Origin of the sequence: Streptomyces sp. NPDC001941, assembly GCF_040296945.1 — a bacterium.
Lineage (GTDB): Bacteria > Actinomycetota > Actinomycetes > Streptomycetales > Streptomycetaceae > Streptomyces.
This window is the reverse complement of sequence record NZ_JBEOYE010000002.1, coordinates 45,528-69,455: the sequence shown is the minus strand read 5'-3', so window position 1 is coordinate 69,455 and position 23,928 is coordinate 45,528. Positions and strand designations below refer to the sequence as shown.

21 protein-coding genes are annotated in these 23,928 nt (G+C 71.8%); 18 read left to right on the top strand and 3 right to left on the bottom strand.

The features are described from left to right. The first annotated feature begins 50 nt into the window (after positions 1-50). Together ABT160_RS02135 and ABT160_RS02130 are read left to right on the top strand one after the other, a co-directional pair. Positions 51-2,843: an alpha/beta fold hydrolase gene (locus tag ABT160_RS02135; RefSeq protein ID WP_351642370.1), complete on the top strand. Its 2,793-nt coding sequence runs from the start codon at positions 51-53 to the stop codon at positions 2,841-2,843. After that, entirely contained in the window at positions 2,840-3,697 is an 858-nt protein-coding gene (locus tag ABT160_RS02130) for an ABC transporter permease (protein WP_351642367.1), read from the top strand. The genes ABT160_RS02135 and ABT160_RS02130 overlap by 4 nt, the downstream gene beginning before the upstream one ends. Positions 3,698-3,726: 29 nt before the next feature. Here the strand turns inward: ABT160_RS02130 and ABT160_RS02125 are convergent, their stop codons facing one another. Further along, on the bottom strand, positions 3,727-4,338 hold the full coding sequence (locus ABT160_RS02125; RefSeq protein ID WP_351642366.1) for a helix-turn-helix domain-containing protein: 612 nt from the start codon (positions 4,336-4,338) through the stop codon (positions 3,727-3,729). 398 nt (positions 4,339-4,736) lie between these two features. Between ABT160_RS02125 and ABT160_RS02120 the strand changes: the two genes are divergently transcribed. Further along, complete coding sequence (locus ABT160_RS02120) at positions 4,737-6,290, top strand: vWA domain-containing protein (protein ID WP_351642363.1); 1,554 nt, start codon at positions 4,737-4,739, stop codon at positions 6,288-6,290. Positions 6,291-6,376: 86 nt separating this feature from the next. Here ABT160_RS02120 and ABT160_RS02115 read toward each other — a convergent pair whose 3' ends face one another. Then, entirely contained in the window at positions 6,377-6,838 is a 462-nt protein-coding gene (locus tag ABT160_RS02115; protein ID WP_351642360.1) for an anthrone oxygenase family protein, read from the bottom strand. Positions 6,839-7,096: 258 nt separating this feature from the next. Between ABT160_RS02115 and ABT160_RS02110 the strand changes: the two genes are divergently transcribed. The 8 genes from ABT160_RS02110 to ABT160_RS02075 all read left to right on the top strand — a co-directional run bounded on the left by ABT160_RS02110 (position 7,097) and on the right by ABT160_RS02075 (position 16,629). Further along, complete coding sequence (locus tag ABT160_RS02110; protein ID WP_351642359.1) at positions 7,097-7,246, top strand: hypothetical protein; 150 nt, start codon at positions 7,097-7,099, stop codon at positions 7,244-7,246. After that, positions 7,243-7,332 (top strand): K(+)-transporting ATPase subunit F, encoded by a 90-nt coding sequence (gene kdpF, locus ABT160_RS02105; protein WP_290111396.1) that lies wholly within the window; start codon positions 7,243-7,245, stop codon positions 7,330-7,332. Before ABT160_RS02110 ends, kdpF begins: the two co-directional genes overlap by 4 nt. An 8-nt stretch (positions 7,333-7,340) precedes the next feature. After that, positions 7,341-9,005 (top strand): potassium-transporting ATPase subunit KdpA, encoded by a 1,665-nt coding sequence (gene kdpA, locus ABT160_RS02100; protein ID WP_351642356.1) that lies wholly within the window; start codon positions 7,341-7,343, stop codon positions 9,003-9,005. Continuing rightward, positions 9,002-11,101, top strand: coding sequence for a potassium-transporting ATPase subunit KdpB (kdpB, locus tag ABT160_RS02095; RefSeq protein ID WP_351642353.1), 2,100 nt, complete (start codon positions 9,002-9,004; stop codon positions 11,099-11,101). The genes kdpA and kdpB overlap by 4 nt, the downstream gene beginning before the upstream one ends. A gap of 6 nt (positions 11,102-11,107) precedes the next feature. Further along, the gene (locus ABT160_RS02090) at positions 11,108-11,773 is read left to right on the top strand and encodes a potassium-transporting ATPase subunit C (RefSeq protein WP_351642351.1); all 666 of its coding nucleotides are present in this window, start codon (positions 11,108-11,110) and stop codon (positions 11,771-11,773) included. 24 nt (positions 11,774-11,797) lie between these two features. Next, complete coding sequence (locus tag ABT160_RS02085; protein WP_351642348.1) at positions 11,798-14,326, top strand: DUF4118 domain-containing protein; 2,529 nt, start codon at positions 11,798-11,800, stop codon at positions 14,324-14,326. A 21-nt stretch (positions 14,327-14,347) separates the two neighbouring features. After that, the gene (locus ABT160_RS02080) at positions 14,348-14,659 is read left to right on the top strand and encodes a hypothetical protein (RefSeq protein WP_351642345.1); all 312 of its coding nucleotides are present in this window, start codon (positions 14,348-14,350) and stop codon (positions 14,657-14,659) included. Between the two features lie 1,196 nt (positions 14,660-15,855). Further along, entirely contained in the window at positions 15,856-16,629 is a 774-nt protein-coding gene (locus ABT160_RS02075; protein WP_351642342.1) for an NUDIX domain-containing protein, read from the top strand. A gap of 378 nt (positions 16,630-17,007) precedes the next feature. Here the strand turns inward: ABT160_RS02075 and ABT160_RS02070 are convergent, their stop codons facing one another. Beyond that, entirely contained in the window at positions 17,008-18,141 is a 1,134-nt protein-coding gene (locus ABT160_RS02070) for an NsdA family TPR-like regulatory protein (RefSeq protein WP_351642341.1), read from the bottom strand. A gap of 612 nt (positions 18,142-18,753) precedes the next feature. Between ABT160_RS02070 and ABT160_RS02065 the strand changes: the two genes are divergently transcribed. The 7 genes from ABT160_RS02065 to traB all read left to right on the top strand — a co-directional run bounded on the left by ABT160_RS02065 (position 18,754) and on the right by traB (position 23,886). Continuing rightward, entirely contained in the window at positions 18,754-19,014 is a 261-nt protein-coding gene (locus ABT160_RS02065; protein WP_351642339.1) for a DUF6284 family protein, read from the top strand. After that, the gene (locus tag ABT160_RS02060) at positions 19,011-19,340 is read left to right on the top strand and encodes a hypothetical protein (RefSeq protein ID WP_351642336.1); all 330 of its coding nucleotides are present in this window, start codon (positions 19,011-19,013) and stop codon (positions 19,338-19,340) included. Before ABT160_RS02065 ends, ABT160_RS02060 begins: the two co-directional genes overlap by 4 nt. Beyond that, positions 19,337-20,338: a DUF2637 domain-containing protein gene (locus ABT160_RS02055; protein ID WP_351642334.1), complete on the top strand. Its 1,002-nt coding sequence runs from the start codon at positions 19,337-19,339 to the stop codon at positions 20,336-20,338. Before ABT160_RS02060 ends, ABT160_RS02055 begins: the two co-directional genes overlap by 4 nt. Further along, complete coding sequence (locus tag ABT160_RS02050; protein ID WP_351642331.1) at positions 20,335-20,673, top strand: RRQRL motif-containing zinc-binding protein; 339 nt, start codon at positions 20,335-20,337, stop codon at positions 20,671-20,673. The genes ABT160_RS02055 and ABT160_RS02050 overlap by 4 nt, the downstream gene beginning before the upstream one ends. 46 nt (positions 20,674-20,719) lie before the next feature. Next, positions 20,720-21,211 carry a hypothetical protein gene (locus ABT160_RS02045; RefSeq protein ID WP_502984148.1) on the top strand — a complete coding sequence of 164 codons (492 nt, stop codon included), beginning with the start codon at positions 20,720-20,722 and terminating at the stop codon, positions 21,209-21,211. A 17-nt stretch (positions 21,212-21,228) separates the two neighbouring features. Continuing rightward, entirely contained in the window at positions 21,229-21,789 is a 561-nt protein-coding gene (gene traA, locus ABT160_RS02040) for a plasmid transfer protein TraA (protein WP_351642326.1), read from the top strand. A gap of 72 nt (positions 21,790-21,861) precedes the next feature. Further along, positions 21,862-23,886: a plasmid transfer protein TraB gene (gene traB / locus ABT160_RS02035; RefSeq protein ID WP_351643018.1), complete on the top strand. Its 2,025-nt coding sequence runs from the start codon at positions 21,862-21,864 to the stop codon at positions 23,884-23,886. Positions 23,887-23,928: the final 42 nt, after the last annotated feature.

The window sequence follows — 23,928 nt, the reverse complement described above, 5'->3', positions numbered from 1 at the left end:
TCCGCCTGGCGGCAGCCGCGCCGCGCCCCCCGGCCGCTTAGGGTCGAGGCATGCAGATCCGACTTCCCCGGTGGGCGGCCGTCACCGCCGCGCTCGCCGTGCTGGCCGGCGCCGGCACCTGGACGGCCGTCGCCTCGGACGATCCGCCGCCCGTGCAGCGCCAGGACCGGGTGCTCGACATGCCCGGGGCCCGCGTCGACACGTCGTACTTCACCTCCGGCGGCTCCGGCCGGCGCCCCGCCGTGCTCCTCGGGCACGGCTTCGGCGGCAGCAAGGACGACGTCCGCGCCCAGGCCGAGCGCCTCGCCCGGGACGGCTACGCCGTCCTCACCTGGTCCGCGCGCGGCTTCGGCGCCTCCACCGGGAAGATCGGCCTCAACGACCCGCGGTACGAGGTCAAGGACGTCTCCCGGCTCGTCGACTGGCTGGCCGCGCGCCCCGAGGTGCTGCTGGACAAGGCCGGCGACCCGCGCGTCGGCGTCACCGGCGCCTCCTACGGCGGCGCCATCTCGCTGCTCGCCGCCGGGTACGACCCCCGCGTCGACGCCATCGCGCCCCAGATCACCTACTGGAACCTCGCCGACGCCCTCTTCCCCGACGGCGTCTTCAAGAAGCTGTGGGCCGGGATCTTCTTCTCCACCGGCTCCACCGACGCGACGGGCGGCGGGCAGGCGGCCGGGGGAGGGGGAGAGCAGCAGCCCGGCGGGGCGACGACCCCCGGCGGGGCCGCGTCCCCCGGCACCGGGCAGGGGCCCGGCAACGCCCCCGCCCCCAAGGCCGCACCCGGGCCGGGCGCCCCCAAGGCCGCCCCCGCACCCTCCGCCTGCGGGCGGTTCGCCGACGACCTGTGCGCCATGTACGAACGCGTCGCCGTCAGCGGCAAGCCCGACGCCGCCGCCCGCGCGCTCCTGGAGGCCCGCAGCCCCTCCGCCGTGGGTGACCGCATCAAGGTCCCCGCGCTGATCGTGCAGGGCCAGTCCGACTCGCTCTTCCCGCTGTCCCAGGCCGACGCCATGGCGAAGGCCATCGCCGCCAACGGCGCGCCCGTCGCCGTCGACTGGATCGCCGGCGGCCACGACGGCGGCACCATGGAGTCCGACCGCGTCCAGGGCCGCGTCTCCGCCTGGTTCGACCGCTACCTCAAGAAGGACGACACCGCCGACACCGGGCCCGCCTTCCGGGTCAGCCGGGGCGGCGGCATCGACTCCACCGACGGGCGCGCCCTGCTGCGCGGCGCCACCGGCGACCGCTACCCCGGGCTGACCAACGACCCGCGGGAGTTCGCCCTCACCGGCCGGCCGCAGACCCAGGCGTTCCGCAACCCGGCCGGCGCCGCGCCGCCCGCCGTCTCCGCCGTGCCCGGCCTCGGCGGCGGCCTCTCCCAGCTCTCCTCCCTCGGCGTCGGCGGACTCTCCCTCGACTTCCCCGGCCAGTACGCGCGCTTCGACTCCGCGCCGCTGACCACCACCACCCGGATCACCGGCACCCCGACCGTCCGCGCCACGATCACCTCCGGCAGCGGCGAGGCCGTCCTCTTCGGCAAGGTCTACGACGTCGGCCCCGACGGCCGCCAGCAGGTGCTGCCCTCCCAGCTCGTCGCCCCGGTGCGCGTCGAGGGCGCGGCGAACGGCAAGGAGGTCGCCCTCACCCTGCCCGCCGTCGACCACGAGGTCGAGGCCGGGCACCGGCTGCGCCTGGTGCTGTCCGCCACGGACCTCGGCTACGCGTCCCCGGCCGCCCCCACCACGTACACCGTCGCCCTCGCCGGACCGCTCGCCGTGCCGACCGCGCCCGGCGTGACGACCCAGGCCGCCGGCGTGCCCTGGTGGGTGTGGGGCCTGCCGGCCGCCGGCCTCGCCGTCGCGGCGGCCCTGCTGCTCACCGCGCGCCGCCGCACCACGGCCCCCGCACCCGACCCCGAACTCGCCGACGTGCCCCTCCAGATCACCGGACTGACCAAGAAGTACGCCAAGTCCAGCGACCGCTACGCCGTACGCGACCTCTCCTTCCGCGTCGAGAAGGGCCAGGTCCTCGGTCTGCTCGGGCCCAACGGCGCCGGGAAGACCACCAGCCTGCGCATGCTCATGGGCCTGATCCGCCCCGACGCCGGCGAGATCCGCGTCTTCGGGCACGCCATCCGGCCCGGCGCACCCGTGCTCTCCCGGGTCGGCGCCTTCGTCGAGGGCGCCGGCTTCCTGCCGCACCTCTCCGGGCGGGACAACCTGGAGCTGTACTGGAAGTCCACCGGCCGCCCGGCCGAGGACGCCCACATCGACGAGGCCCTGCGCATCGCCAACCTCGGCAGTGCCCTGTCCCGCGCGGTGCGCACCTACTCCCAGGGCATGCGCCAGCGCCTCGCCATCGCCCAGGCCATGCTCGGCCTGCCGGACCTGCTGATCCTCGACGAGCCGACCAACGGCCTCGACCCGCCGCAGATCCGCGAGATGCGCGACGTGATGATCCGTTACGCCGCCGAGGGCCGCACCGTCATCGTCTCCAGCCACCTCCTCTCCGAGGTCGAACAGTCCTGCACCCATCTCGTGGTCATGGACCGGGGGCAGCTCGTCCAGGCGGGCCCGGTCGCCGAGATCACCGGCGAGGGCGACACCCTGCTCGTCACGCTCGCCGAACCGGTCGGGGACGCGGTCGTCGAGAAGGTCGCCGCCCTGCCCGGCATCGCCTCGGCCGTACGCACCGAGGACGGACTGCTCGTCCGCCTGGACGGCGCCACCGCCACCGCCCTCATCGCCGAACTCGTCCGCCTCGACGTCCCGTTGACCGGGGTCGGCCCGCACCGCCGCCTCGAGGACGCGTTCCTCACCCTGATCGGAGGCTCCGCATGACCGCCCTGGCCGAGTCCGCGCCCGGCTACCGGGCCCGGCGCACCCTGCCCCTGCGCGTCGAGGCCCTGCGCCAGCTGAAGCGCCGCCGCACCCTGGTGATGGCCGCGATCCTCACCGCGCTGCCCTTCGTCCTGGTCGCCGCCTTCGCGATCGGCGGCAGCCCGGACGGGCGCTCCGACGGGCGCGTCACGCTGATGGACACCGCGACCGCGTCCGGCGCCAACTTCGCCGCCACCTGCCTGTTCGTCTCCGCGGGCTTCCTGCTCGTAGTGCCCGTCGCCCTCTTCTGCGGCGACACCGTGGCGTCCGAGGCGAGCTGGTCCTCGCTGCGCTACCTGCTCGCCGCTCCCGTACCCCGGGCCCGGCTGCTCTGGTCCAAGCTGGTGGTCGCGCTCGGCTTCAGCGCGGCGGCGATGGTGCTGCTGCCGCTGGTCGCCCTGGCGGTGGGGTCCGTCGCCTACGGCTGGGGGCCGCTGAAGCTGCCCACGGGCGGGGCCCTCTCGGCGGGAGAGGCGCTGCCGCGGCTGGCCGTCGCGGTGGCGTTCGTCTTCGTGTCCCAGCTGGTCACGGCCGGGCTCGCGTTCTGGCTGTCCACCAAGACCGACGCGCCGCTGGGAGCGGTGGGCGGTGCGGTGGGCCTCACCATCATCGGCAACGTCCTGGACGCCGTGACGGCGCTCGGGGACTGGCGCCAGTTCCTGCCCGCGCACTGGCAGTTCGCCTGGGCGGACGCGCTGCAGCCGCAGCTGGAGTGGGGCGGGATGGTGAAGGGGGCGGCGGTGTCGGTGACGTGCGCGGTGGTGCTGATCGCCCTCGCGTTCCGGGGGTTCGCCCGCAAGGACATCGTGTCCTGAGCGCGCTCGGTGGCGGGCGGGCGCGGGCCTCACGTCCATCCCCGTCTCATCGCCTCCGCGCCGGCTCTGAAGCGGCTGGTGGTGCCCAGGGCCGAGAGGAGCTCGCCGACCCGGCGGCTGTAGGTGCGGCCCGACATGCCCAGGCGGGAGGCCGCCGCCTCGTCCGTCAGGCCCGCGATCAGGGCGTCGAGGACCGGGCGCAGATGAGGGGGCAGGGTGCCGGGGGGCGGGTGCACCGGTGGCGGCTCCTCACCGGTCTCCCAGCAGTGCTGGTGCATGTGGACCAGGGCCTGGACGATCACCGGGTCCCGGATCAACAGCAGCCCGTTGTAGTGGAGTTCCAGATCGAGCGGCACCGCCGCCACCGCCCGGTCCGCCACCACCAGCTTGAACGGGATCGACTCGGTCAGCCGGGCGCGGCTGCGGTCGAAGGGGCCCCGCAGCTGGTTCAGCGCGTGGCGCGGCACGATCCGCCGCACCGTCCCCGACTGCGTCGCCGCGGTCCTGGCGCACGAACTCGCGAACTCCAGGAAGGGCTGCGGGATCTGCTGCCCCGAGGACGCCCCCGGGTCGTCGAACGTCAGCAGCTCGTGCTGCGCTGCACCCACCAGACCGGCGAGCGCGGCACTGACCTGGCGCACACCCCGTACCGTCTGGCCGGGTGGTCGCAGTACGTCCGGCGACACCCCTAATCCCGCTGCACGGCCGAGCACGGAGCCCGGAACAACACCCATCACGGCCGACCTCCCCCGTCATCCACGAACCGTGTTGCAACTCAATGTACTCACGTGATTGCGCACGGTGACAACCCCCGATTTTAGGTATGGCGAGTCCCTGCCATTTTTGTCGTCGTTGCCACATCGAGACTCTTCCGCAACTCCTTCGTCTGCTCCACGGGCCGCTCACGGACGTCACATTCACGAGTGCCGCGAGCAGGGAGGGTCCACGACCACCCGAACGCGTGGCACGGACAAGTGCCGCTGACGCGTGCCGTGTTCGGGGACGTTCCGGACCGGCACCACACACCCGGGGGGACCGGATGAAGAGCGACGGAAGGCGACGCGCGGGCCTGGTGGCCGCGCTGCTGGCCGGCGGGCTGCTGCTGAGCGGCTGCGGAGCCGATGGGTCGAGCGGCGACAAGAGCAGCGAGCGGGGCGTCTCGCGCCCCGACGGGGCCTACCCGCTGCCCGCACAGCCGGACGGCGGCGCGAACCGCGGGAAGGCCACCGGGCCCGCCGACGGCGAGCAGGAGCCGCCCGCGTCGCCGCGGCCCGCCGACTACCTGTCCACGTTCGCGCTGGACGTCGACACCGCCTCGTACGGCTACGCCCGCCGCACCCTGGCCGACGGGCGGCTGCCGGAGAAGGACACCGTGCGCCCCGAGGAGTTCGTCAACAGCTTCCGGGGCGACTACCCGCGGCCCAGCGGCGACGGCTTCAGCGTCACCGTCGACGGCGCCCGCACCTCGGCCGACGGCTGGTCCCTGGTGCGCGTCGGCCTGGCCACCCGCCCCGCCGACACCACCGGTGCACGCCCGCCCGCCGCGCTCACCTTCGTCGTCGACGTCTCCGGCTCGATGGGTGAGCCGGGCCGCCTCGACCTGGTCAAGCGCTCGCTGGGCGTGCTCACCGACCAGCTGCGCGACGACGACTCCCTCGCCCTGGTCACCTTCAGCGACCAGGCCCGCGTCGAACTGCCCATGACCCGCCTCCAGGGCAACCGCACCCGGATCCGCGACGCCGTCGAGGCGCTGGAGACGTCGTCCTCCACCAACCTGGAGGCCGGGGTCGAGACCGGCTACCGCACCGCCGTCGAGGGCCGGCGCGGCGGCGCCACCAACCGCGTGGTGCTGCTCTCCGACGCGCTCGCCAACACCGGTGCCACCGAGCCCGAGAGCATCCTGCGGCGCATCGACTCCTCCCGGAAGGAGTACGGGATCACGCTGTTCGGCGTCGGCGTCGGCAGCGACTACGGGGACGCGCTGATGGAGAAGCTCGCCGACAAGGGCGACGGGCACACCGTGTACGTCTCCGACGACGCCCAGGCCCGCAAGGTCTTCGTCGACCAGCTGCCCGCCCACATCGAGCTGCGCGCCCGCGACGCCAAGGCCCAGGTGGCCTTCGACCGCCGGACCGTCCAGGCGTTCCGGCTGATCGGCTACGAGAACCGCAAGGTGGCCGACGAGGACTTCCGCGACGACCGGGTCGACGGCGGGGAGGTCGGCCCCGGGCACACGGTGACCGCCCTGTACGCGGTCAAGCGGCGCCCCGGCACCAGCGGGCACCTCGCCACCGCGACCGTGCGCTGGCTCGACCCGAAGACCCGCGCCCCGCACGAGGTGTCCGGGGAGGTGGCGACCGCGGCCGTGGACCGGGCGCCGTGGCAGGACGCCCAGGAGGGCCTGCAGGTGACCGCGCTCGCGGCGTACTTCGCGGATGCCCTGCGCGGCGGCGAGCAGCTGCCGGGCGCCCCCGGCCTCGGCGCGCTGGCCGAGCGCGCGGACGCGGTGGCCCGCAGCAGTGAGTCCAGGAGCGTCGCGGAGCTGGCCACCGCGATCCGCAGCGCCGACCGGCTGCGCCGCGGCGAGGGCTGAGCCGGGGGCCCGTACGAGCGGCGGTACGGACGGCGGTACGGGTACGGGGCCGCCACCCCGTACCCGTACCGCCGTCGTGCCGTGGGCTAGTTCAGCGTCGCCGCCGTGATCAGCCCGAAGGAGGCGACGATGAACAGGGTGCGCACCGCGTGGATGCGGTTCCAGCGGTCCTCGAAGGCCGCCCGCGCGGCCTTCGGGTCGCCGCCCTCCGCGCGCGCCAGCGCGGTGTTCAGCGGGATGTTGCCCGCGATGGTCACCAGGTGGTTCAGGACCCCGCACACCAGCGCGGCCACGATCAGCCAGAACTGGGTGTCGGAGCGGCCGTCCACGGGCACCGCGAGGGCGACCGCGGGGAAGACGACCAGGGCCAGGAAGCACAGGCCGAACACTCCGCGCGGCACCTCCTCGTTGATCCGGCACATCGCGGCGACGAACTGCTGGTCGGTGAGCTTGCGCAGGGCGGGCATGATCCCGCTCATGAAGATGAGCATGAAGCCCGCGTAGAGGCCGGTGGAGACGACCGCGAGGCCGAGCAGGAGAGAGGGCATGCGGCCCATCATGGCGGGTCAACGCCCTTGCCGCAGCCGGGATATGGGGCCCGGTTGATGTTGAGCCACAGGCTGGCGCTTTACCGCTCCTTGGGATGTACGTGACCTCCCTCTGATCTCTGAAGCGCGCGCCCGGGTACGCGCGCGCACGCTTGCAGCCACCCGCCCCCCGGATTCCGGCCCGCCCCACGGCCACGCACGCGTACGAGACCCGTAAAGAGCTCCCCGCGTGCCGTATGGGAGGCGTTAACAGCGGCGGTGGCCTGGCCGAAAAGGGGTTTCCTCGATTCGTCCGAGAATCCGTTCTTCACACAGGAGCTCACGATGGCCGACCTGGCCTTCGTCGTCACCACGGTCGCGGTGTTCGCGCTGGTGGCTCTCATCGCAAAGGGGGTGGCGAAGCTGTGACCGCAGAGAACGTCGTCGGCCTGCTCGTGGCCGCCGCCCTGCTGGGCTATCTGGTCCTCGCCCTCGTCAAGCCGGAGAGGTTCTGAGCACCGCCATGAGCCCCGTACTCGCCGGCCTGCTCCAGCTGCTCGCGCTCGTCGCGGCACTGGCACTCGCCTACCGCCCCCTGGGCGACTTCATGGCCCGGGTCTACTCCTCCGAGAAGCACCTGCGCCCGGAGAAGTGGATCTACAAGGCCATCGGCGCGAACCCGGACACCCAGATGCGCTGGCCCGCCTACCTGCGCGGCGTCCTGGCCTTCTCCGCCGTGAGCGTCCTCTTCCTCTACCTGCTGCAGCGCCTGCAGGGGAGCCTGCCGGGCTCGCTGGGCTTCTCGTCCATCGACCCCGACCAGGCGTTCAACACGGCCGCGTCCTTCGTGGCCAACACCAACTGGCAGTCTTACTACGGCGAGCAGGCCATGGGCCATGTCGTGCAGACCGGCGGCCTCGCGGTGCAGAACTTCGTGTCGGCGGCCGTCGGCATGGCCGTCGCCGTCGCCCTGGTCCGCGGCTTCGCCCGGTCCCGTACCGGCGAGCTGGGCAACTTCTGGTCCGACCTGGTGCGCGGCACCGTACGGATCCTCGTGCCCGTCTCGGTGGTCGGCGCGCTGGTCCTGGTCGCCTGCGGCGCGATCCAGAACTTCGCGGGCATCCACGAGGTCGGCCAGTTCCTGGGCGGCTCGCAGCAGTGGAACGGCGGCGCGGTCGCCTCGCAGGAGGTCATCAAGGAGCTGGGCACCAACGGCGGCGGGTACTTCAACGCCAACAGCGCCCACCCCTTCGAGAACCCGGGCGGCCTGTCGAACCTCTTCGAGGTGTTCCTGATCCTGGTTATCCCGTTCGCGATGACCCGCACCTTCGGGCGCATGGTCGGCTCCCTCAAGCAGGGGTACGCGATCCTCGGCACGATGGCCGTCATCTGGCTGGGCTTCACGGCCCTGATGATGTGGACCGAGTTCGCGGGCCGCGGCCCGGCGTTCGAGCTGGCCGGCGGCGCGATGGAGGGCAAGGAGACCCGCTTCGGCATCGCCGGGTCGGCGATCTTCTCGGTGGCCACCACGCTCACCTCCACCGGCGCGGTCAACAGCTTCCACTCCTCGTACACCGGCTTCGGCGGCGGCATCCAGCTGCTCGGCATGCAGCTGGGCGAGATCGCGCCCGGCGGCGTCGGCTCCGGCCTCTACGGCATGCTGATCATGGCGGTCATCGCGGTCTTCATCGCCGGCCTGATGGTCGGGCGCACCCCGGAGTACCTGGGCAAGAAGATCGGCACCCGCGAGATCAAGCTGGCCGCCTGCTACATCCTGGTCACCCCGGCACTGGTGCTGTGCTTCACGGCCGCCGCCATGGCGCTGCCCACCCCGGTCCACTCGATGACCAACTCCGGCGCGCACGGCTTCTCCGAGATCCTGTACGCGTACACCTCCGGCGCCAACAACAACGGCTCCGCCTTCGCGGGCCTGAACGCCGACACCCAGTGGTTCAACACCACGATCGGCCTGGCCATGCTCCTGGGCCGCTTCCTGCCGATGGTCTTCGTGCTGGCGCTCGCCGGTTCGCTGGCCTCGCAGACGCCCGTCCCCGAGACCGCAGGAACGCTGCGCACCAACAAGCCCCTCTTCGCGGGCCTGCTGGTCGGCACGATCATCGTGATCACCGGACTCACCTACTTCCCGGCCCTCGCCCTGGGCCCGCTCGCCGAAGGGCTTGCAGCATGAGCACCCTCACCCCCACCCGGGCGCCCCACCCGGACGCGTCCGCCGGGCAGCAGCCCGGTGCCGGACGCGTCGGCGGCGGCCTGTTCGACCCCCGGCAGCTGCTGAAGTCGCTGCCGGACGCGGCCAGGAAGCTGGACCCCCGGGTGATGGTCAAGTCCCCGGTGATGTTCGTGGTGCTGGTCGGCTCGGTGGTCACCACCGTCCTCGCGGTGATGCACCCCGGCGACTGGTTCGGCTGGGCGATCACCGCCTGGCTCTGGCTGACCACGCTCTTCGCCAACCTGGCGGAAGCGGTCGCCGAGGGCCGCGGCAAGGCGCAGGCCGACACCCTGCGCAAGGCCAAGACCGACACGGTGGCCCGGCGCCTGACCGGTACCACCGAGGAGCGGGTGCCCGGCACCGAGCTGCGCATCGGCGACCTGGTGGTGTGCGAGGCGGGCGACGTCATCCCCGGCGACGGCGACGTCGTCGAGGGCGTGGCCTCGGTCGACGAGTCCGCGATCACCGGCGAGTCCGCGCCCGTCATCCGCGAGTCCGGCGGCGACCGCTCGGCCGTCACCGGCGGTACGAAGGTGCTGTCCGACCGGATCGTCATCAAGATCACCACGAAGCCGGGCGAGACCTTCATCGACCGGATGATCAACCTGGTCGAGGGCGCCGCCCGGCAGAAGACCCCCAACGAGATCGCCCTCAACATCCTCCTGGCGTCCCTCACGATCGTCTTCCTGCTCGCCGTGGTCACCCTCCAACCGTTCGCCGTGTACGCGGGCGCCCGGCAGTCCCTGATCGTGCTCACCGCCCTGCTGGTCTGCCTCATCCCGACCACCATCGGCGCGCTGCTCTCCGCGATCGGCATCGCCGGCATGGACCGCCTGGTCCAGCGCAACGTACTGGCGATGTCGGGACGGGCCGTCGAGGCCGCGGGAGACGTCTCCACGCTGCTCCTCGACAAGACCGGCACCATCACCCTCGGCAACCGCCAGGCCGCCGAATTCGTCCCCGTGCGCGGCACCACCGCGGCCGAGGTCGCCGACGCCGCCCAGCTCTCCTCGCTCGCCGACGAGACGCCCGAGGGCCGCTCGATCGTGGTCCTGGCCAAGGAGTCCTACGGGCTGCGCGAGCGGCACCAGGGCGAGCTGGCGGGCGCCGAGTGGATCGCCTTCACCGCACAGACCCGCATGTCGGGCGTGGACGTGGACGGGCGCAAGGTGCGCAAGGGCGCCACCGCCGCCGTGGTCACCTGGGTCGAGGAACGGGGCGGGACCGTCTCCGAGGAGGCCCAGGCGCTCACCGACCGGATCTCCCAGGCCGGCGGCACTCCGCTGCTCGTGGCCGTGGAGGACGTGGACGGCGCGCGGGTCCTCGGCGTGATCCACCTCAAGGACGTCGTCAAGGAGGGCATGCGCGAGCGGTTCGACGAACTGCGCCGCATGGGCATCAAGACCGTCATGATCACGGGTGACAACCCGCTGACCGCGAAGGCGATCGCCGAGGAGGCGGGCGTCGACGACTTCCTCGCCGAGGCCACCCCCGAGGACAAGATGGCCCTCATCAAGCGGGAACAGGCCGGCGGCAAGCTGGTCGCGATGACCGGCGACGGCACCAACGACGCGCCCGCGCTGGCCCAGGCGGACGTCGGCGTCGCCATGAACACCGGCACCTCGGCCGCCAAGGAGGCCGGGAACATGGTGGACCTGGACTCCAACCCCACCAAGCTCATCGAGATCGTCGAGATCGGCAAGCAGCTGCTCATCACCCGGGGCGCGCTGACCACCTTCTCGATCGCCAACGACGTCGCCAAGTACTTCGCCATCATCCCGGCGATGTTCGCGGTCGCGTACCCCTCCCTGGACAAGCTCAACGTCATGCGGCTCGCGTCCCCCGAGTCCGCGATCCTCTCCGCGGTCATCTTCAACGCGCTGATCATCGTGGCCCTGGTGCCGCTCGCCCTCAAGGGCGTGCGCTACCGGCCCACCAGCGCCGACAAGATGCTGCGCCGCAACCTCGGGATCTACGGCCTGGGCGGCCTGGTGGCCCCCTTCGTCGGCATCAAGGTCATCGACCTCCTCCTCTCCCTCATCCCCGGAATCGGCTGATCCACGATGAACAACTCCGTAGCGGGCACCGCCCGGCTGATCGGCGCCGGACTGCGCGCACTGCTCGTACTGACCCTCGTCTGCGGCGTGCTCTACCCGCTCGTCGTCACCGGCGCGGCCCAGGCACTCTTCCACGACAAGGCCAACGGCTCCGAGGTGGAGTCCGACGGCAGGGTCGTCGGCTCCTCCCTCATCGGACAGCGCTACGACCTGCCCCTCAAGGCCGGACAGGAGACGCCCGAGCCGGACCTGAAGTGGTTCCAGCCCCGCCCCTCCAACGGCCTGGGCGCCAACAGCGTCAACACGCGGTACAAGCTGATCCTCTCCGGCGCCACCAACCGTGCGGGCGACAACGAAGAACTCGTCAAGTGGGTCACCGACGCCCGGACGGCCGTGGTGAAGGACAACTCCACCAAGGGCTTCACCGTACGGCCCTCCGAGATCCCCGCCGACGCCGTCACCTCCTCCGGCTCCGGCCTCGACCCGCACATCTCCCCGCGGTACGCCGAACTCCAGGTGCACCGGGTCGCCGAGCGCAACGCACTGCCCGTGGCGCGGGTCGAACGGCTCGTACGGGAGCACACCGAAGGGCGCGCCCTCGGCTTCGTCGGCGAACCGCGGGTCAACGTGCTGGAACTGAACATCGCCCTCAAGGCGCTGCTCGCCCGATAGGCCGGCGGGGGAGAGGACGGGCCCATGGCACGCGGCAGGCTCCGGATCCACCTCGGCGCGGCGCCGGGCGTCGGCAAGACGTACGCGATGCTCTGCGAGGCCCACCGCCGCGCCGAGCGGGGCACGGACGTGGTGGTCGCCCTCGTCGAGCACCACGGCCGCCCGCGCACCGAACAGCTGCTGCACGGACTGGAACTGGTGCCCCGCCGGGAGGTCGCGTACCGCGGGACGGCGTTCGGCGAGATGGACGTCGACGCCGTCCTCGCGCGGCGCCCCGCCGTCGCCCTGGTCGACGAACTCGCCCACACCAACGTCCCGGGATCGCGCCACACCAAGCGCTGGCAGGACGTCGAAGAGCTGCTCGCCGCAGGGATCGACGTCGTCTCCACGGTCAACATCCAGCACCTGGAGTCCCTCGGGGACGTCGTCGAGTCCATCACGGGCGTACGGCAGAAGGAGACCGTCCCCGACGAAGTGGTGCGCAGGGCCGACCAGATCGAACTGGCCGACATGGACCCGCACGCACTGCGCCGCCGCATGGCGCACGGCAACGTCTACCGGCCCGACAAGGTCGACGCCGCCCTGTCGCACTACTTCCGCCCCGGCAACCTCACCGCCCTGCGTGAACTCGCCCTGCTGTGGACCGCCGACCGTGCCGACGCCTACCTGCAGGAGTACCGCGGCGAGCACCGTGTGGAGCGCATCTGGGGCGCACGCGAGCGCATCGTCGTCGGCGTCACGGGCGGACCCGAGGGACGCACCCTCATCCGCCGCGCCGCCCGGCTCGCCGAGAAGGGCGCGGGCGGCGAGGTGCTCGCCGTTCACATCGCCCGCGCCGACGGCCTGCGGGCCGCCCCGCCGGGGGAACTCGCCCTGCAGCGCACCCTGGTGGAGGACGTCGGCGGCACCTTCCACCACGTCATGGGCGACGACGTCGCCACCTCGCTCCTGGAGTTCGCGCGCGGGGCCAACGCCACCCAGATCGTCATGGGGGTCAGCAGGCGGCGCTCCTGGCAGTACGCGTGGGGGCCCGGGGTCAGCGCCACGGTGGCCCGCGAGTCGGGCCCCGACCTGGACGTGCACATCGTCACCCACGACGAGGCCGCCAAGGGCCGCGGCCTGCCGCTCGCCCGCGGCGCCCGGCTCAGCCGCTCCCGGGTGCTGTGGGGCTGGCTGGTGGGCGTCGCGGGCCCGGCGCTGCTCACCCTGCTGCTCGGCCTGGTCCCGGTCGACGCGGGCCTGGCCAACGACGTCCTGCTGTTCCTGACGCTCACCGTCGCGGCGGCCCTGATCGGCGGCACCCGGCCCGCGCTGGCCTCCGCGGCGGCCGGATCGCTGCTCCTGAACTGGTACTTCACCCCTCCGGTGCACCAGCTGACCATCGCCGACCCGCGCAACGCGGTGGCCCTGGCGATCTTCGTGGGGGTGGCGGCGGCGGTCGCCTCGGTGGTGGACCTGGCGGCCCGCCGCACCCACCAGGCGGCCCGGCTGCGCGCGGAGGCGGAGACGCTGTCGTTCCTCGCGGGCAGCGTGCTGCGCGGCGAGACGACCCTGGACGCCCTCCTGGAGCGGCTGCGCGAGACGTTCGCGCTGGACTCGGTGGCGCTGCTGGAGCGCCGCGCGGAGACCGGACCGTGGCGGCGCACGGCCTCGGTGGGCCCGGACCCGGCCGGGCGCCCCGAGGACGCGGACGCGGACCTGGCGGTGGGCGACCGGCTGACGCTGGCGCTGCGGGGCCGGGTGCCCGCGGCGGAGGACCGCCGGGTGCTCGGCGCGTTCGCGGCGCAGGCGGCCGTGGTCCTGGACCGGCGCCGGCTGGTCGACGAGGCCGGCCGGGCGCGGCGCCAGGCGGAGGGCAACAAGGTCCGTACGGCCCTGCTCGCGGCCGTAAGTCACGACCTGCGCACTCCGCTGGCGGGCATCAAGGCCTCGGTGTCGTCGCTGCGTTCACCGGACGTGGACTGGTCGGCGGAGGACCGCGCGGAGCTGCTGGCGGGCGTGGAGGAGGGCGCGGACCGGCTGACCCGGCTGATCGGCAACCTGCTGGACATGTCCCGGCTGGAGACCGGCACGCTCACGCCGCTGCTGCGCGGCACGGACCTGGACGAGGTCGTCCCGATGGCCCTGCTCGGGCTGCCGGGGGACGGCGTGGTCCTGGACGTCCCCGAGACCCTCCCGCTGGTGGCGGCGGACCGGGCCCTGCTGGAGCGCGTCCTTGGCAACATCGTGGAGAACGCGGTGCGCCACAGCCCGGGCGCACCGGTCCTGATCGCCGCGAGCGCCCTCGCCGACCGGGTGGAGCTCCGGGTGGTCGACCGCGGCCCCGGCGTCCCGGACGAGGCCAAGGAGGGCATCTTCGCCCCCTTCCAGCGCCACGGCGACGCCCCCCAGGGCGCCGGAGTCGGCCTGGGCCTCGCGGTGGCCAGGGGCTTCGCGGAGGCGATGGGCGGCACGGTGACGGCACAGGACACGCCGGGGGGCGGGCTGACGGTGGTAGTGGGGCTGCAAGTCGCTTCTCCGGAGGCCCATTTGGGAACGCGGCCTGTCCGGTGAGTAGCCGTGTGGGATGCTGGCGTGGCAGTCCTCGACGCTTGCGGTCAGACCCGGTTCGAGGCTGCGAAGGACAATACCGAACGAAACGCCGAGGCGTACGCGGAATTCCTCAAGGACTGGAACAAGGCGCGGTCCGTCCGGCAGCTGGAGCGCTGCTTCGCCGACCTGAGCGTGAAGGTCGCCGTCCCCGACGGACTGCGGGCGACCTACGAGGAGACGCTCCGGGTGATCGAGGACGCCGCCGCCTCCGACGAGGACGGGCAGGCCGCGGCGGACCGGCTGTACGGGGAGACCTCGGCGCGCACCGTCACGGTGCCCGATCCCCGCGCTTGACAGTAGCTCGCCGGAAGAGCTCTTACGCCGCTGCTACAGCTGACTCGCTACGTTGCCCCTGACCAGCGAAAAGGCCCTCCCGGAGGGAGGGCCTGACTCCACGCGCGCGGTGGCGCCCCCGGCAGGACTCGAACCTGCGGCCAAGCGCTTAGAAGAGAGTGCGCCAGTCAGCGGCGATCACGGGTGTGAGCTGCGGGGGAGCGGGGCGGGCGGGCGCAGGCCTGGGGAGATCTCCGCGTATTCACCGGAGGGGATGATTCCGGTGCTTCTATGGGGTCGATAACTCGCTTCTGGGGAGTGGGGGTTGCTCTGTGGAGGGTGACGCTGAGTGTGGGGTGGCGAGGTCCGGTGCTTGGGGTGGATATGGCGGTTAGGTCTGAATCTTGGGAAGTGGGTAAAAACGGGGATCGGGTCAACTAACGCGCCTGGTCAGCTCCTGTGGTCCCCGCGCACGCGGGGGTGGTCCCCGCCCATGCGCCCGGTTCGAATCCGACGACCCGTGGTCCCCGCGCACGCGGGGGTGGTCCCGACCCCCGGCGGGCGCCGGTGATCCGGGGCCGGTGGTCCCCGCGCACGCGGGGGTGGTCCCGCCAGCGCCGAGGAGATCCTCACCCTCTTGCAGTGGTCCCCGCGCACGCGGGGGTGGTCCCGGCTCCGAGCTGCGCGTGTTCGCGCCCGCTGAGTGGTCCCCGCGCAAGCGGGGGTGGTCCCGACGCACAGGTCAAGGACTACCTGGGCAAGTTGTGGTCCCCGCGCACGCGGGGGTGGTCCCTGAGGGTCCTCGGAGAGCCAGAGCCCCGCGTAGTGGTCCCCGCGTGTGCGGGGGTGCCCACGTGAAGTCGAGTCCAGGGCTGCAACACCCTGTCCCCGGGTGTTGCAGCCCTGGATGACCGGACAGCCCGGACAGTGGCTATGGGAGCTGTCCGGGCTGATATTGCAGGTCAGGTCGCTGGCCGGACAGTCGGACAGCTGGGACACCGCCTGTCCTTGCCCCTCCCCTAACCAACGAGAGGTTGTCGACGCTCTACGCGCAGTGGTCCCCGCGCACGCGGGGGTGGCTCCACACCTGGTGCCCGCACGGCAACTCGCGGCAGATGGAGGCATCATTGTCGGTACTTCGGTCATCTCACTCCTCCAGCTCCGTCGCCCACTACCCTGGCCAGCAGAAGCTGCTGATCAGGGAGGGTGCGCTGAGGATGGGACCCAAGACGCAGAGGGTCTACGAGACGATCCGCTCATGGATCGAAGGGGGCCGATTCCCGGCTGGCGAGAAGCTGCCCTCCGAACGTGCACTGAGCACCGAGCTGGACATTGGCCGGACCGCCCTGCGACAGGTGCTCGCGCGTCTGGTGAGCGAGCACTTCATCAAGGCGTACGACCGGAGCTCGTACCGCATCCTCGGCGGGGAGGCGCCGGCGCCTTCCGAGGGTGTGCCCTGGAAGATTCACGGCTCGCGACCGGTCTATGAGAACCCCTGGGTGAGCTTGGACCTAGTAGACGTCGAGCCGCCAGGAGTGGAGCGCTTCGAGCACCACGTAGTCCGCCTCTTCCGGGTCGCGGTAACTGCGGTGCTAGACGATCAGGACCGCGTCCTCATGCTGTGGCGCTATCGCTTCGTTCCCCAGCAGTGGGGATGGGAGCTACCCGGCGGCATCGTGGACGCGGGCGAAGACGTCGCTGCCACAGCGGCTCGGGAGACTGAAGAGGAGACTGGCTGGCGGCCGGGAAGCGTCAAGCACGTTGTCAGTTACCAGCCGATGATCGGCATGGTGGACTCCCCCCATGAGATCTTCGTTGCCCATGGCGCCGAGAAGGTCGGGGAGCCCACGGACGCCGAGGAGGCTGGCGAAGTCGCCTGGATTCCGCTGGACGACATCCCGCGTCTGATGTCCGAGGGGAAGCTCATGGGTTCGGGCACTCTCGTGGCCTTGCTGCACATCTTGGCCAGTCGCTCTAGGGGAGCCTTGTGAAGAGGGTGCTCCTAGCGGCGAGGATCGCTTATGCGAGCAGTGAGGGGAAAGAGCGCGTAGGCGTTGCCTGAAGGGCCTCTGCACACCACGTGCTGTGATTGTTGTGGTCCTTCGAATTGAGGCACGTGTGCAGCTCTGAAGGTGGGAGCTTGGGGTGGAACGTGAAAAGTAGTTCCTACGGGGGCATTTGATTGAAAAATCACCCCTGGCGCGTTAGGTCCGAGTGTTGGGAAGTGGGTAAAAACCGGGCTGGGCGAAGCTAACGTGCCTGGTCAAGTTCTGTGGTCCCCGCGCACGCGGGGGTGGTCCCGCCCTCGCCGGGCCCGTCCGCAAGAGCCTCAAGTGGTCCCCGCGCACGCGAGGTCCTGGCCAGCCGTTCTAGAGGAGTCCTGTAAGCAGCTCGATACGTCGACGGTGGCGCACGGAGCCTGTCCGGTTGGCCAGCAGCCTGGCCTGCTGCAAGTGAGCCCGTGCGTCGTCCAGCTCACCCCGAGCCAGGTGCGCTTGGGTCAGATCACAGTGCAGACCAGACCGTGCGCGCACGAAGGTTGGATCAGCTCCGTCGAGGTAGGCGTACAGCTCACTCATCGCAGAGCCATCGCCCAGCTTCGCCAGCACGTTGCCGCGCCACCGTGCCAGGTGATCGACGTTGAGGAAGATGCTCAGCATGTCGGGGTCGCGCGTTTCACCGTCATCCGGGAGCAGCGCGTTCGCTCGCTCCAACGCCCTCATGGCCGCTGCCTCCATCTCGACACCGGCCGCGGCGCATAGTTCGGCTTCGGCAGCGGCTAGCCATGCCCTGAGCCGAGGAGACTGCCGTTCGGCATGGATGCGCTGTGCGTCCCGCACCAGCTCGATCGCTAGCTGAGGCCGTCCCGCGTCAGCCAAGACGTACGCCTGCTCCCCCATCGCGTGGGCCAAATAGAGCGGTGACTCGGCGTCTTGAGCCGCCTGCTTGGCCAGCTCGTACCGCCTCCAAGCCCTCTCAACCGCTCCGGCATCAAGCGCCTGCCACGCGGCGAGCGTCGACGCTCCCGCAAGGGCCATGGCGATAGGGCGTCGCACCCCAGGAAGCACCGCAAAGGTCAGAGCGTCCTCCATCGCCGCCAGGTGCCCGTTCATCTGGTCGACCAAGCCGGCGGCGCCCATCTGACGATCCTGGGAGCGCAGCAGCTCAGTTTGATCCATGAACGTCTGCACCATGGACGCGCTGAGGCTCCCGGCTGCGTCGATTCGGCTGAGCAAGTCCGCGTACCCGTCGGTCTGCGCTGGCACCGGGTCGGCTTCGCCGCGTAACTCGGCGTCCGTGACGCCCAAGAGCGGCCTGAGGATCGCGGCGTAACGGTCAGAGAGGGCGCGCCGCCCGTTCTCCCACTCGGAAACGTAGGTCTTGAGGCTGGCCGACGATGCGACGTCCAACAGCTGCTGCTCAGCGAACCGGCGTATCTCGTAGACCAGTCGGTCTTGAGACCAGCCCCGTGCAGTCCGGATCGCCCTTAGCCCCGTCGCCATGCCGCCTCCCAAGAAACCCCAGGTGAGAGCTGGTTAACACCCATGAGGTTAACCCGAGTTGGCTACCGCAGCACCCATCTCGGGTCGTTCCCTGGAGTTGCGCACAGAAGCCAATCCGAACCAAGGGCTTGCATCTGGTGCGCACCAGATGTCAACCTTCTGGTGCGCACCAGAAGGGTCCGAAAGGGCTGGTTCTGGCGTGCAGACAACTCCACAGAGTGATCCACCGCAGCACTACGCCAGTGACCACACTGGTGAAGCGAGTGGAGACCAGCCGATCGAGCAGGGGCCTGTGTCACAACCAGGCCCGACACCACAGGGGACACGCAATCGGCTCAAAAGAACCGCGCGGACGACATTGCTGCCGCCAACGCTTCGGGAGTCGGACCCTCCCAAGCCAGCGGCCCGTGCGAGAGGTCTGACAACGCACTTCTACTGATCCGCGGCCCTCAGCCGCGGCCGGTTGCCTCCTCCGCCCGTACGGCTGTTTCACCAGCCGGGACGGGCGGGGTCGAGGGGAGCCGGAAGTCCCGACTCGTACGGCGTGCGCCCCCGGAGCGGCTACTCCGGGGGCGCTGGTGAGCCGTCCACCTGCTAGGGAGAACACGACTCATGAGGATCATCGTTGCACGTCAGAGCACTGTTACGGAGCTCGGTTCCGAGCGTGAGCCGACGGCGACCGAGCTGGACGCGCTGGTGCTGGAAGAGCCGCTGATCGCGGCCGGTCTGGAGTTGCTGGACGCGGAGATCGCGGTGTTGGACCGGATGCTGACCGAGCTGGACCGGCTGCGGCTGCGTCGGGCGCGGCGGCGCGTGCTGGCGGCCCGGCGGGACATGACCAACCGCGCGACCGGGCTCGGCGGTGCGGCATGAAGCTGTCGGAGTTGGCGGCGCCGCTGACGGCGCTGCGGGTGCTGGCCGCGGACTTCCCTGAGCTGCCGGCTCCGTGCGTGGGAGTGTCCACGGTCTATCCGGGGCTGCTCTCGCTGTCGTTCTTCGACGACTTCGCCGAGTTCGAGGCGTGGCGGGAGGCGCTGGGCGTTGATGTCGGGTCGGTCGTTCACCACGTTCAGTACGACGGCCGGACCGCGGTGTTGAAGGTGCGGACGACGTTCGCTGGCACGCCGGTGGAGCTGGTGGGCTACTCCACGCTTCCCGCCGCCGAGCCCGCCGAAGTGGTGCCGGGGGTGGGGTCGTGAACGCTGTTCAGATCCGTTCAGCGGAGACCGCCCTCGCCGTGGGCACGTGGCTGATCGTGGGCGGGGCCATGCTGTACTCCATCCTCACAGTCACCCCGCTCATGGCCACGCACACCCCGGACGAGTGGGTGTGGACGGCCCCGATCCTGCCGCTGGTGGTGGATGCCGCAGTGGTGATCGTGGTCCGTCTCGACTCGGTGCTGGCCAGGCTCGGCGGGCACGGCGGACGGTGGCCGATCGCGCTGCGCTGGATGACCGGCGCCATGACCCTGGCCCTGAACATCGCCGACTCCGCGCTGAGGAAAGACCTGGTGGGAGTGGCCGTGCACGCGGTGGCACCGTTGCTGCTGATCGTCACTGCCGAGACCGGTCTTGCCTACCGCCGGGCGATCGCTGCCGCGGTGTCCCGGCTGGAAGCCGAGCAGCGCGCCGAGCGTGCCGCCCGCGAGCAGGCCGCGGTCGAGCAGCGCGAGCAGGAAGCCCGGCGGATCCGGGAGGAGCGCGAGCACGCCGCAGCGCTGGCCCGGGAGCAGCGGGAGCACGAAGTTCGTCTCGTACGCGAGCAGGCGGAGCGGGAGGAAGCTGCCCGCCGCGCGGAGCGCGCCGAGCGGGAGGGCCGCGAGCGGGTCGAGCGCGAGGCTCGTGAACGCCTGGAGCGGGAGCGTGAACAGCAGCGGCGCGAGCGTGAACGCCGTGAACGCGATGCCGCTCAACAGCGTGAGAACGAGCGGCTGGCCCAAGTGGAAGCGGTCCGGCGGCGGGAGGCCGCGCGGGCGGCGCGGGTGGAGCGTGAACGTGCTGCGCTGTTGGCGTCCGGTCCCGCGGTCGAGAAGCTGCCCGAGGATGAGGCCCGTGGCGTGGTCCGTGCGGCGTTTGACGTCGGTCTGGCCGTGCGTGCGGCGGCGGAGTTGTGCGGCTGGTCGGTCGGGTGGGTCTCCGCCCGCTACCAGGAGCACCGCGACGCTGCTGAGCGGGTGCTCGAACCGGCCGCGCGGTGAGCAGCCTTCCCGTCTACCGGTGGCGGTTGGCGCCGGAGGGTCTGGCGACCCGTCGCCAGCTGCGCGCCCGTGGGCTGCGGCCCGGCGGGCAGGACGTTGCCGCGCAGGTGGAGCGCCCTCGCCGCCGCCGGGGCCCGTTGGTCGCCTACCTCTACCGCGTCGATCTGGCGAAGCCCGTACGACCGATGACGCCGGCCAGGGCGGAAGCGCTGGCGAAGGCGAATGCTGCGCAGCGCTGGTGCCCTTCTTGTCGCTGTGACGCCGGCTACCGCATCCCGCGGGCGCATGGCGTGTGCGGGCGGTGCGTCCACCGCGAGGAGCAGCGCGCCGCGTGATCGTGCACCACCCCCTTCAACCCTTGCGTGAAGAGATGGAGTTGCTGTGCCCAGTCGTATCCGTACGCGAGGCGCCGCGGGCGTCCACAGCGTGCACATCCCGCGTCAGCACGGTCGGCGGACGGCTCAGCCGTTCGTTGTCGTGATCCCCGAACGCCCCTCCCTGCTGAGCGAAGCCGCCCTCTTCGTGGGCCGTGTGCTGTGGGGCGCCCGCCGGGCTCTGGTCCCGACCGTCCTTGCGGTGCTGGCCCTTGTACTGGCGGCGGTGCTGCACACCTCCGCGCCGTGGGCGGGCGTCCCGCTGGGGCTGCTGGCCGCTGGTCCGGCCGCGTGGCTGCTGCTGATGCAGCGTGCCCGTCCCGGCCGCGCCACGGTGCTGGCCTGGCGCATCGCCCTGGCCACCCTGGCCACGGTCGCGGGCGCGTGGCTTGCGCTGGCGGTCGTGTTCGGTCCGCTGGCGGGGCCGCTGGAGGTCGTCTGGCTGCTGCTGTGGATCGTCGCGCAGACCGCGTGGCTGATCGTCCGCCGTACCCACTGAGCTGAAGGAGGACCGTCATGGCCCAGGGTTCCACCCACCAGCGCCCGCGCCGACCGGCCGGGCGCACCAACGACTTCAAGTCCAACAAGTTCGCCGCGGCCGGCGCAGCGGCGGGCGGGTTCGTCGGCGCGCTGGGCGGCTCGTTCGCCCCGCCGATCAACGTCACCGTCAACAACTCCAAGACCCACGGCCGCGGGCAGAGTGCGGGCCGTCGGCCGCACGGTGAGGCGCTACTGCCGTCGCCGGAGTTCGGGTCGCCGGCGCAGGTTCGGCAGTACTGCAACTCGCTGCGGGCGGCGGCCGTGACGCTGTCGATCGAGGTGGCGATGGGCGCCGAGATCCTCAAGGGCGTGCTCGCGGCGGTCCCGGACCCCGAGGGGCGCGCGTTCGGGTCGCGGATCCGGGCGGCGAAGGTGGCCCGGAAGATGAACCGCGCCGCGGACTCCCTGCGGGACGCGGCCAAGAATGCCGCCGCCTGCTACTCGGTGTTCCAGCAGGAGTTCGAGGAGGAGATCAACCGCGTACGGCACCGTGCCCGGCGCCCGCAGGTCCCGGTCATGAACTGGGCCCAGCAGTAAGGAAGGAGGACGCTGATGAACAGGCACAGGAACAGCGGGCGGCACGGCCGGGGCTTCGCGGACGACAACGCGATGCTGGCCGGGTACGCGCTCGCCGACTCCCCGCAGGGCGGCACCGTCGGGGCGTACCTGCTGCACCACCTCAAGCCGCACCTTCCCCCGTGGCTGGGCTGGACCGGCACCGGGCTGGCCGGGGTGCTGGGGCACTGGCGGTGGGAGGAGTCCGCCGCCGCGGGCGTGGGGCTCACGCTGGCGTCGGTCGCGCTGACCGGGGCGACGTGGTGGGCGGGCAAGTCCACCAGCACCCAGCGCCGCCTCCACTCCGCCGTCACCGTGGCGGCCGGCACGACGTGGGTCACCGCTGCGTGCCTGGCCGGACCGACCGCCGGGCCGCTGGACGACCTGTTCCTGATGGGCGGCCCCGCGCTGGCCCTGTCGTGGAACGTGCGCATGGTCCTGCGCCACAACCCCGAAGCCGCACCGGGCAGCGCCGACGGTGGTCTGTTGGAGAAGGTGGGGCTGGCGCGGGCGCAGATCGGGGCGGCGAAGGTCGAGCCGAACCGGGTGACGGCGCCGGTGGCGTTGCAGGGCGGGGAGCAGACCAACGACGACGTGGCCAAGGTGTTGACCCGGATCGCGTCCGCGCTGGACCTGCCCGCCTCCGCGGTGCGCTACCTGCCCGACCCGGGGTCGGCGCGGCGCGGTGAGCTGGTGATCGTGCCGGAGGACATGCTCGCCGAAGTCGTCGAATGGGACGGCCCGTCGAACCTGGGCGGCTCGATCGCCGAACCGCTGGTGATCGGCCGGTACGACGACGGCTCGGCGCTCGTGCTCTGGCTTCCCGGCGACCCCGACGCGGGCCGCAACTCCACCCACCTCCTGATCGCCGGGGGTACGGGGTCGGGCAAGGGGGACGCGGCGCTGAACCTGCTGACCGAGATCGTCTCGCGGCGCGACGTCGTCGTGTGGTTCTCCGATCCCAAGGCGTTCCAGGACTTCGCGCCCCTGCGCCCGGCGCTGGACTGGGCGGCCGAAGGCGGCGCGGAGACCGAGATCATGGTGGAGGCCGTCAAGGCCGCCATCCCTGCCCGTACGGCGTGGCTGGGGGCGCACGGCTACCGCCAGTGGGTCGCGGAAGCCGCCCAGGTGCAGAACGATCCGGCGCACTCCTGCCGCAAGGGCGGGGCGTGCGGGTGTGCGGGGATGCCGTTCCTGGTGTCCTGGTTCGAGGAGTCCGCGAACACGTTGCGCCAGCTCGGCGACGACGCGTTCACCGGCATCGCCCAGGAAGCCCGGTCCGCCGGCATCGCCCTGATCGTGTCGCTGCAGCGCCCCTCGTACGACCAGATGTCCACCTCCACCCGGGCGTCCCTGCCGTCCGTGGTCGCACTTGGCTGCGACCCGCGCGACGAAGGGTTCGTCCTGCCGGACGAGGTCCTGGCCGCGGGCGCGCACCCGGGGGCGTGGGGCAACCGGCGCCCGGGCTACTGCTACGTCGTCTCGCCCGGCATCGCCGAGGACCGCTACCCCTCCCCGGGCCGCACCCGCCGCTTCACCCAGCGGGCCGTCCCGGTCATGGAACAGCTCGCCACCTGGGCCCAGGAGCACGGGGCCGGGGCCGGGCCGGTCACCGCCGGAGCGGCGACGGCCGTCGCCGGCCGCGCGTACGCCGGCCGCCCGGTGGCCGGCCAGAGCGAACAGTCCGGCCGGAGGCTGCGGGCCGTCGACGAGGACGAGGAGGGGACCGTGGTGGGGCCGAACGGTGCACTGGTGGATTCCGAGGACGAGGGGATCGACCCCGAGGCCGAACTCCCCGAGCCCGAGGACGGCGACGACGCGCCGATCTTCGACCAGGGCGGCGGGCACAAGCCGACCCCTCAGGAGGCACGGCGGCTGTTCGTCCAGGCGCTGGCGGAGTTCGAGGGCGCGGGGCAGATGATCGTGGGCCCGAAGGACTTCAAGGACTGGTGCGACCGCAACAGCCTCTCCCGCCCGTGGGTCTCCGACCAGCTCAAGAAGGCCGCCCAGGACGGACGGCTGGAGGCGACGAACACCACCGGCCGGTGGCGCATCGTTCCCGCCTTGGCCGCGGCCTGACACCTGACACCGTCAGGCCCCGCCTGACACCCGAACCCTCAG

Bases quoted from the DNA above. Each gene is read 5' to 3' on its own strand.
- kdpA (WP_351642356.1), top strand. From the start codon at position 7,341: ATGAGCCCCGTACTCGCCGGCCTGCTCCAGCTGCTCGCGCTCGTCGCG.
- ABT160_RS02085 (WP_351642348.1), top strand. From the start codon at position 11,798: ATGGCACGCGGCAGGCTCCGGATCCACCTCGGCGCGGCGCCGGGCGTC.
- ABT160_RS02090 (WP_351642351.1), top strand. From the start codon at position 11,108: ATGAACAACTCCGTAGCGGGCACCGCCCGGCTGATCGGCGCCGGACTG.
- traB (WP_351643018.1), top strand. From the start codon at position 21,862: ATGCTGGCCGGGTACGCGCTCGCCGACTCCCCGCAGGGCGGCACCGTC.
- ABT160_RS02070 (WP_351642341.1), bottom strand. From the start codon at position 18,141: ATGGCGACGGGGCTAAGGGCGATCCGGACTGCACGGGGCTGGTCTCAA.
- traA (WP_351642326.1), top strand. From the start codon at position 21,229: ATGGCCCAGGGTTCCACCCACCAGCGCCCGCGCCGACCGGCCGGGCGC.
- ABT160_RS02075 (WP_351642342.1), top strand. From the start codon at position 15,856: ATGGGACCCAAGACGCAGAGGGTCTACGAGACGATCCGCTCATGGATC.
- ABT160_RS02065 (WP_351642339.1), top strand. From the start codon at position 18,754: ATGAGGATCATCGTTGCACGTCAGAGCACTGTTACGGAGCTCGGTTCC.
- ABT160_RS02120 (WP_351642363.1), top strand. From the start codon at position 4,737: ATGAAGAGCGACGGAAGGCGACGCGCGGGCCTGGTGGCCGCGCTGCTG.
- ABT160_RS02135 (WP_351642370.1), top strand. From the start codon at position 51: ATGCAGATCCGACTTCCCCGGTGGGCGGCCGTCACCGCCGCGCTCGCC.
- ABT160_RS02130 (WP_351642367.1), top strand. From the start codon at position 2,840: ATGACCGCCCTGGCCGAGTCCGCGCCCGGCTACCGGGCCCGGCGCACC.
- kdpB (WP_351642353.1), top strand. From the start codon at position 9,002: ATGAGCACCCTCACCCCCACCCGGGCGCCCCACCCGGACGCGTCCGCC.
- ABT160_RS02115 (WP_351642360.1), bottom strand. From the start codon at position 6,838: ATGCCCTCTCTCCTGCTCGGCCTCGCGGTCGTCTCCACCGGCCTCTAC.
- ABT160_RS02060 (WP_351642336.1), top strand. From the start codon at position 19,011: ATGAAGCTGTCGGAGTTGGCGGCGCCGCTGACGGCGCTGCGGGTGCTG.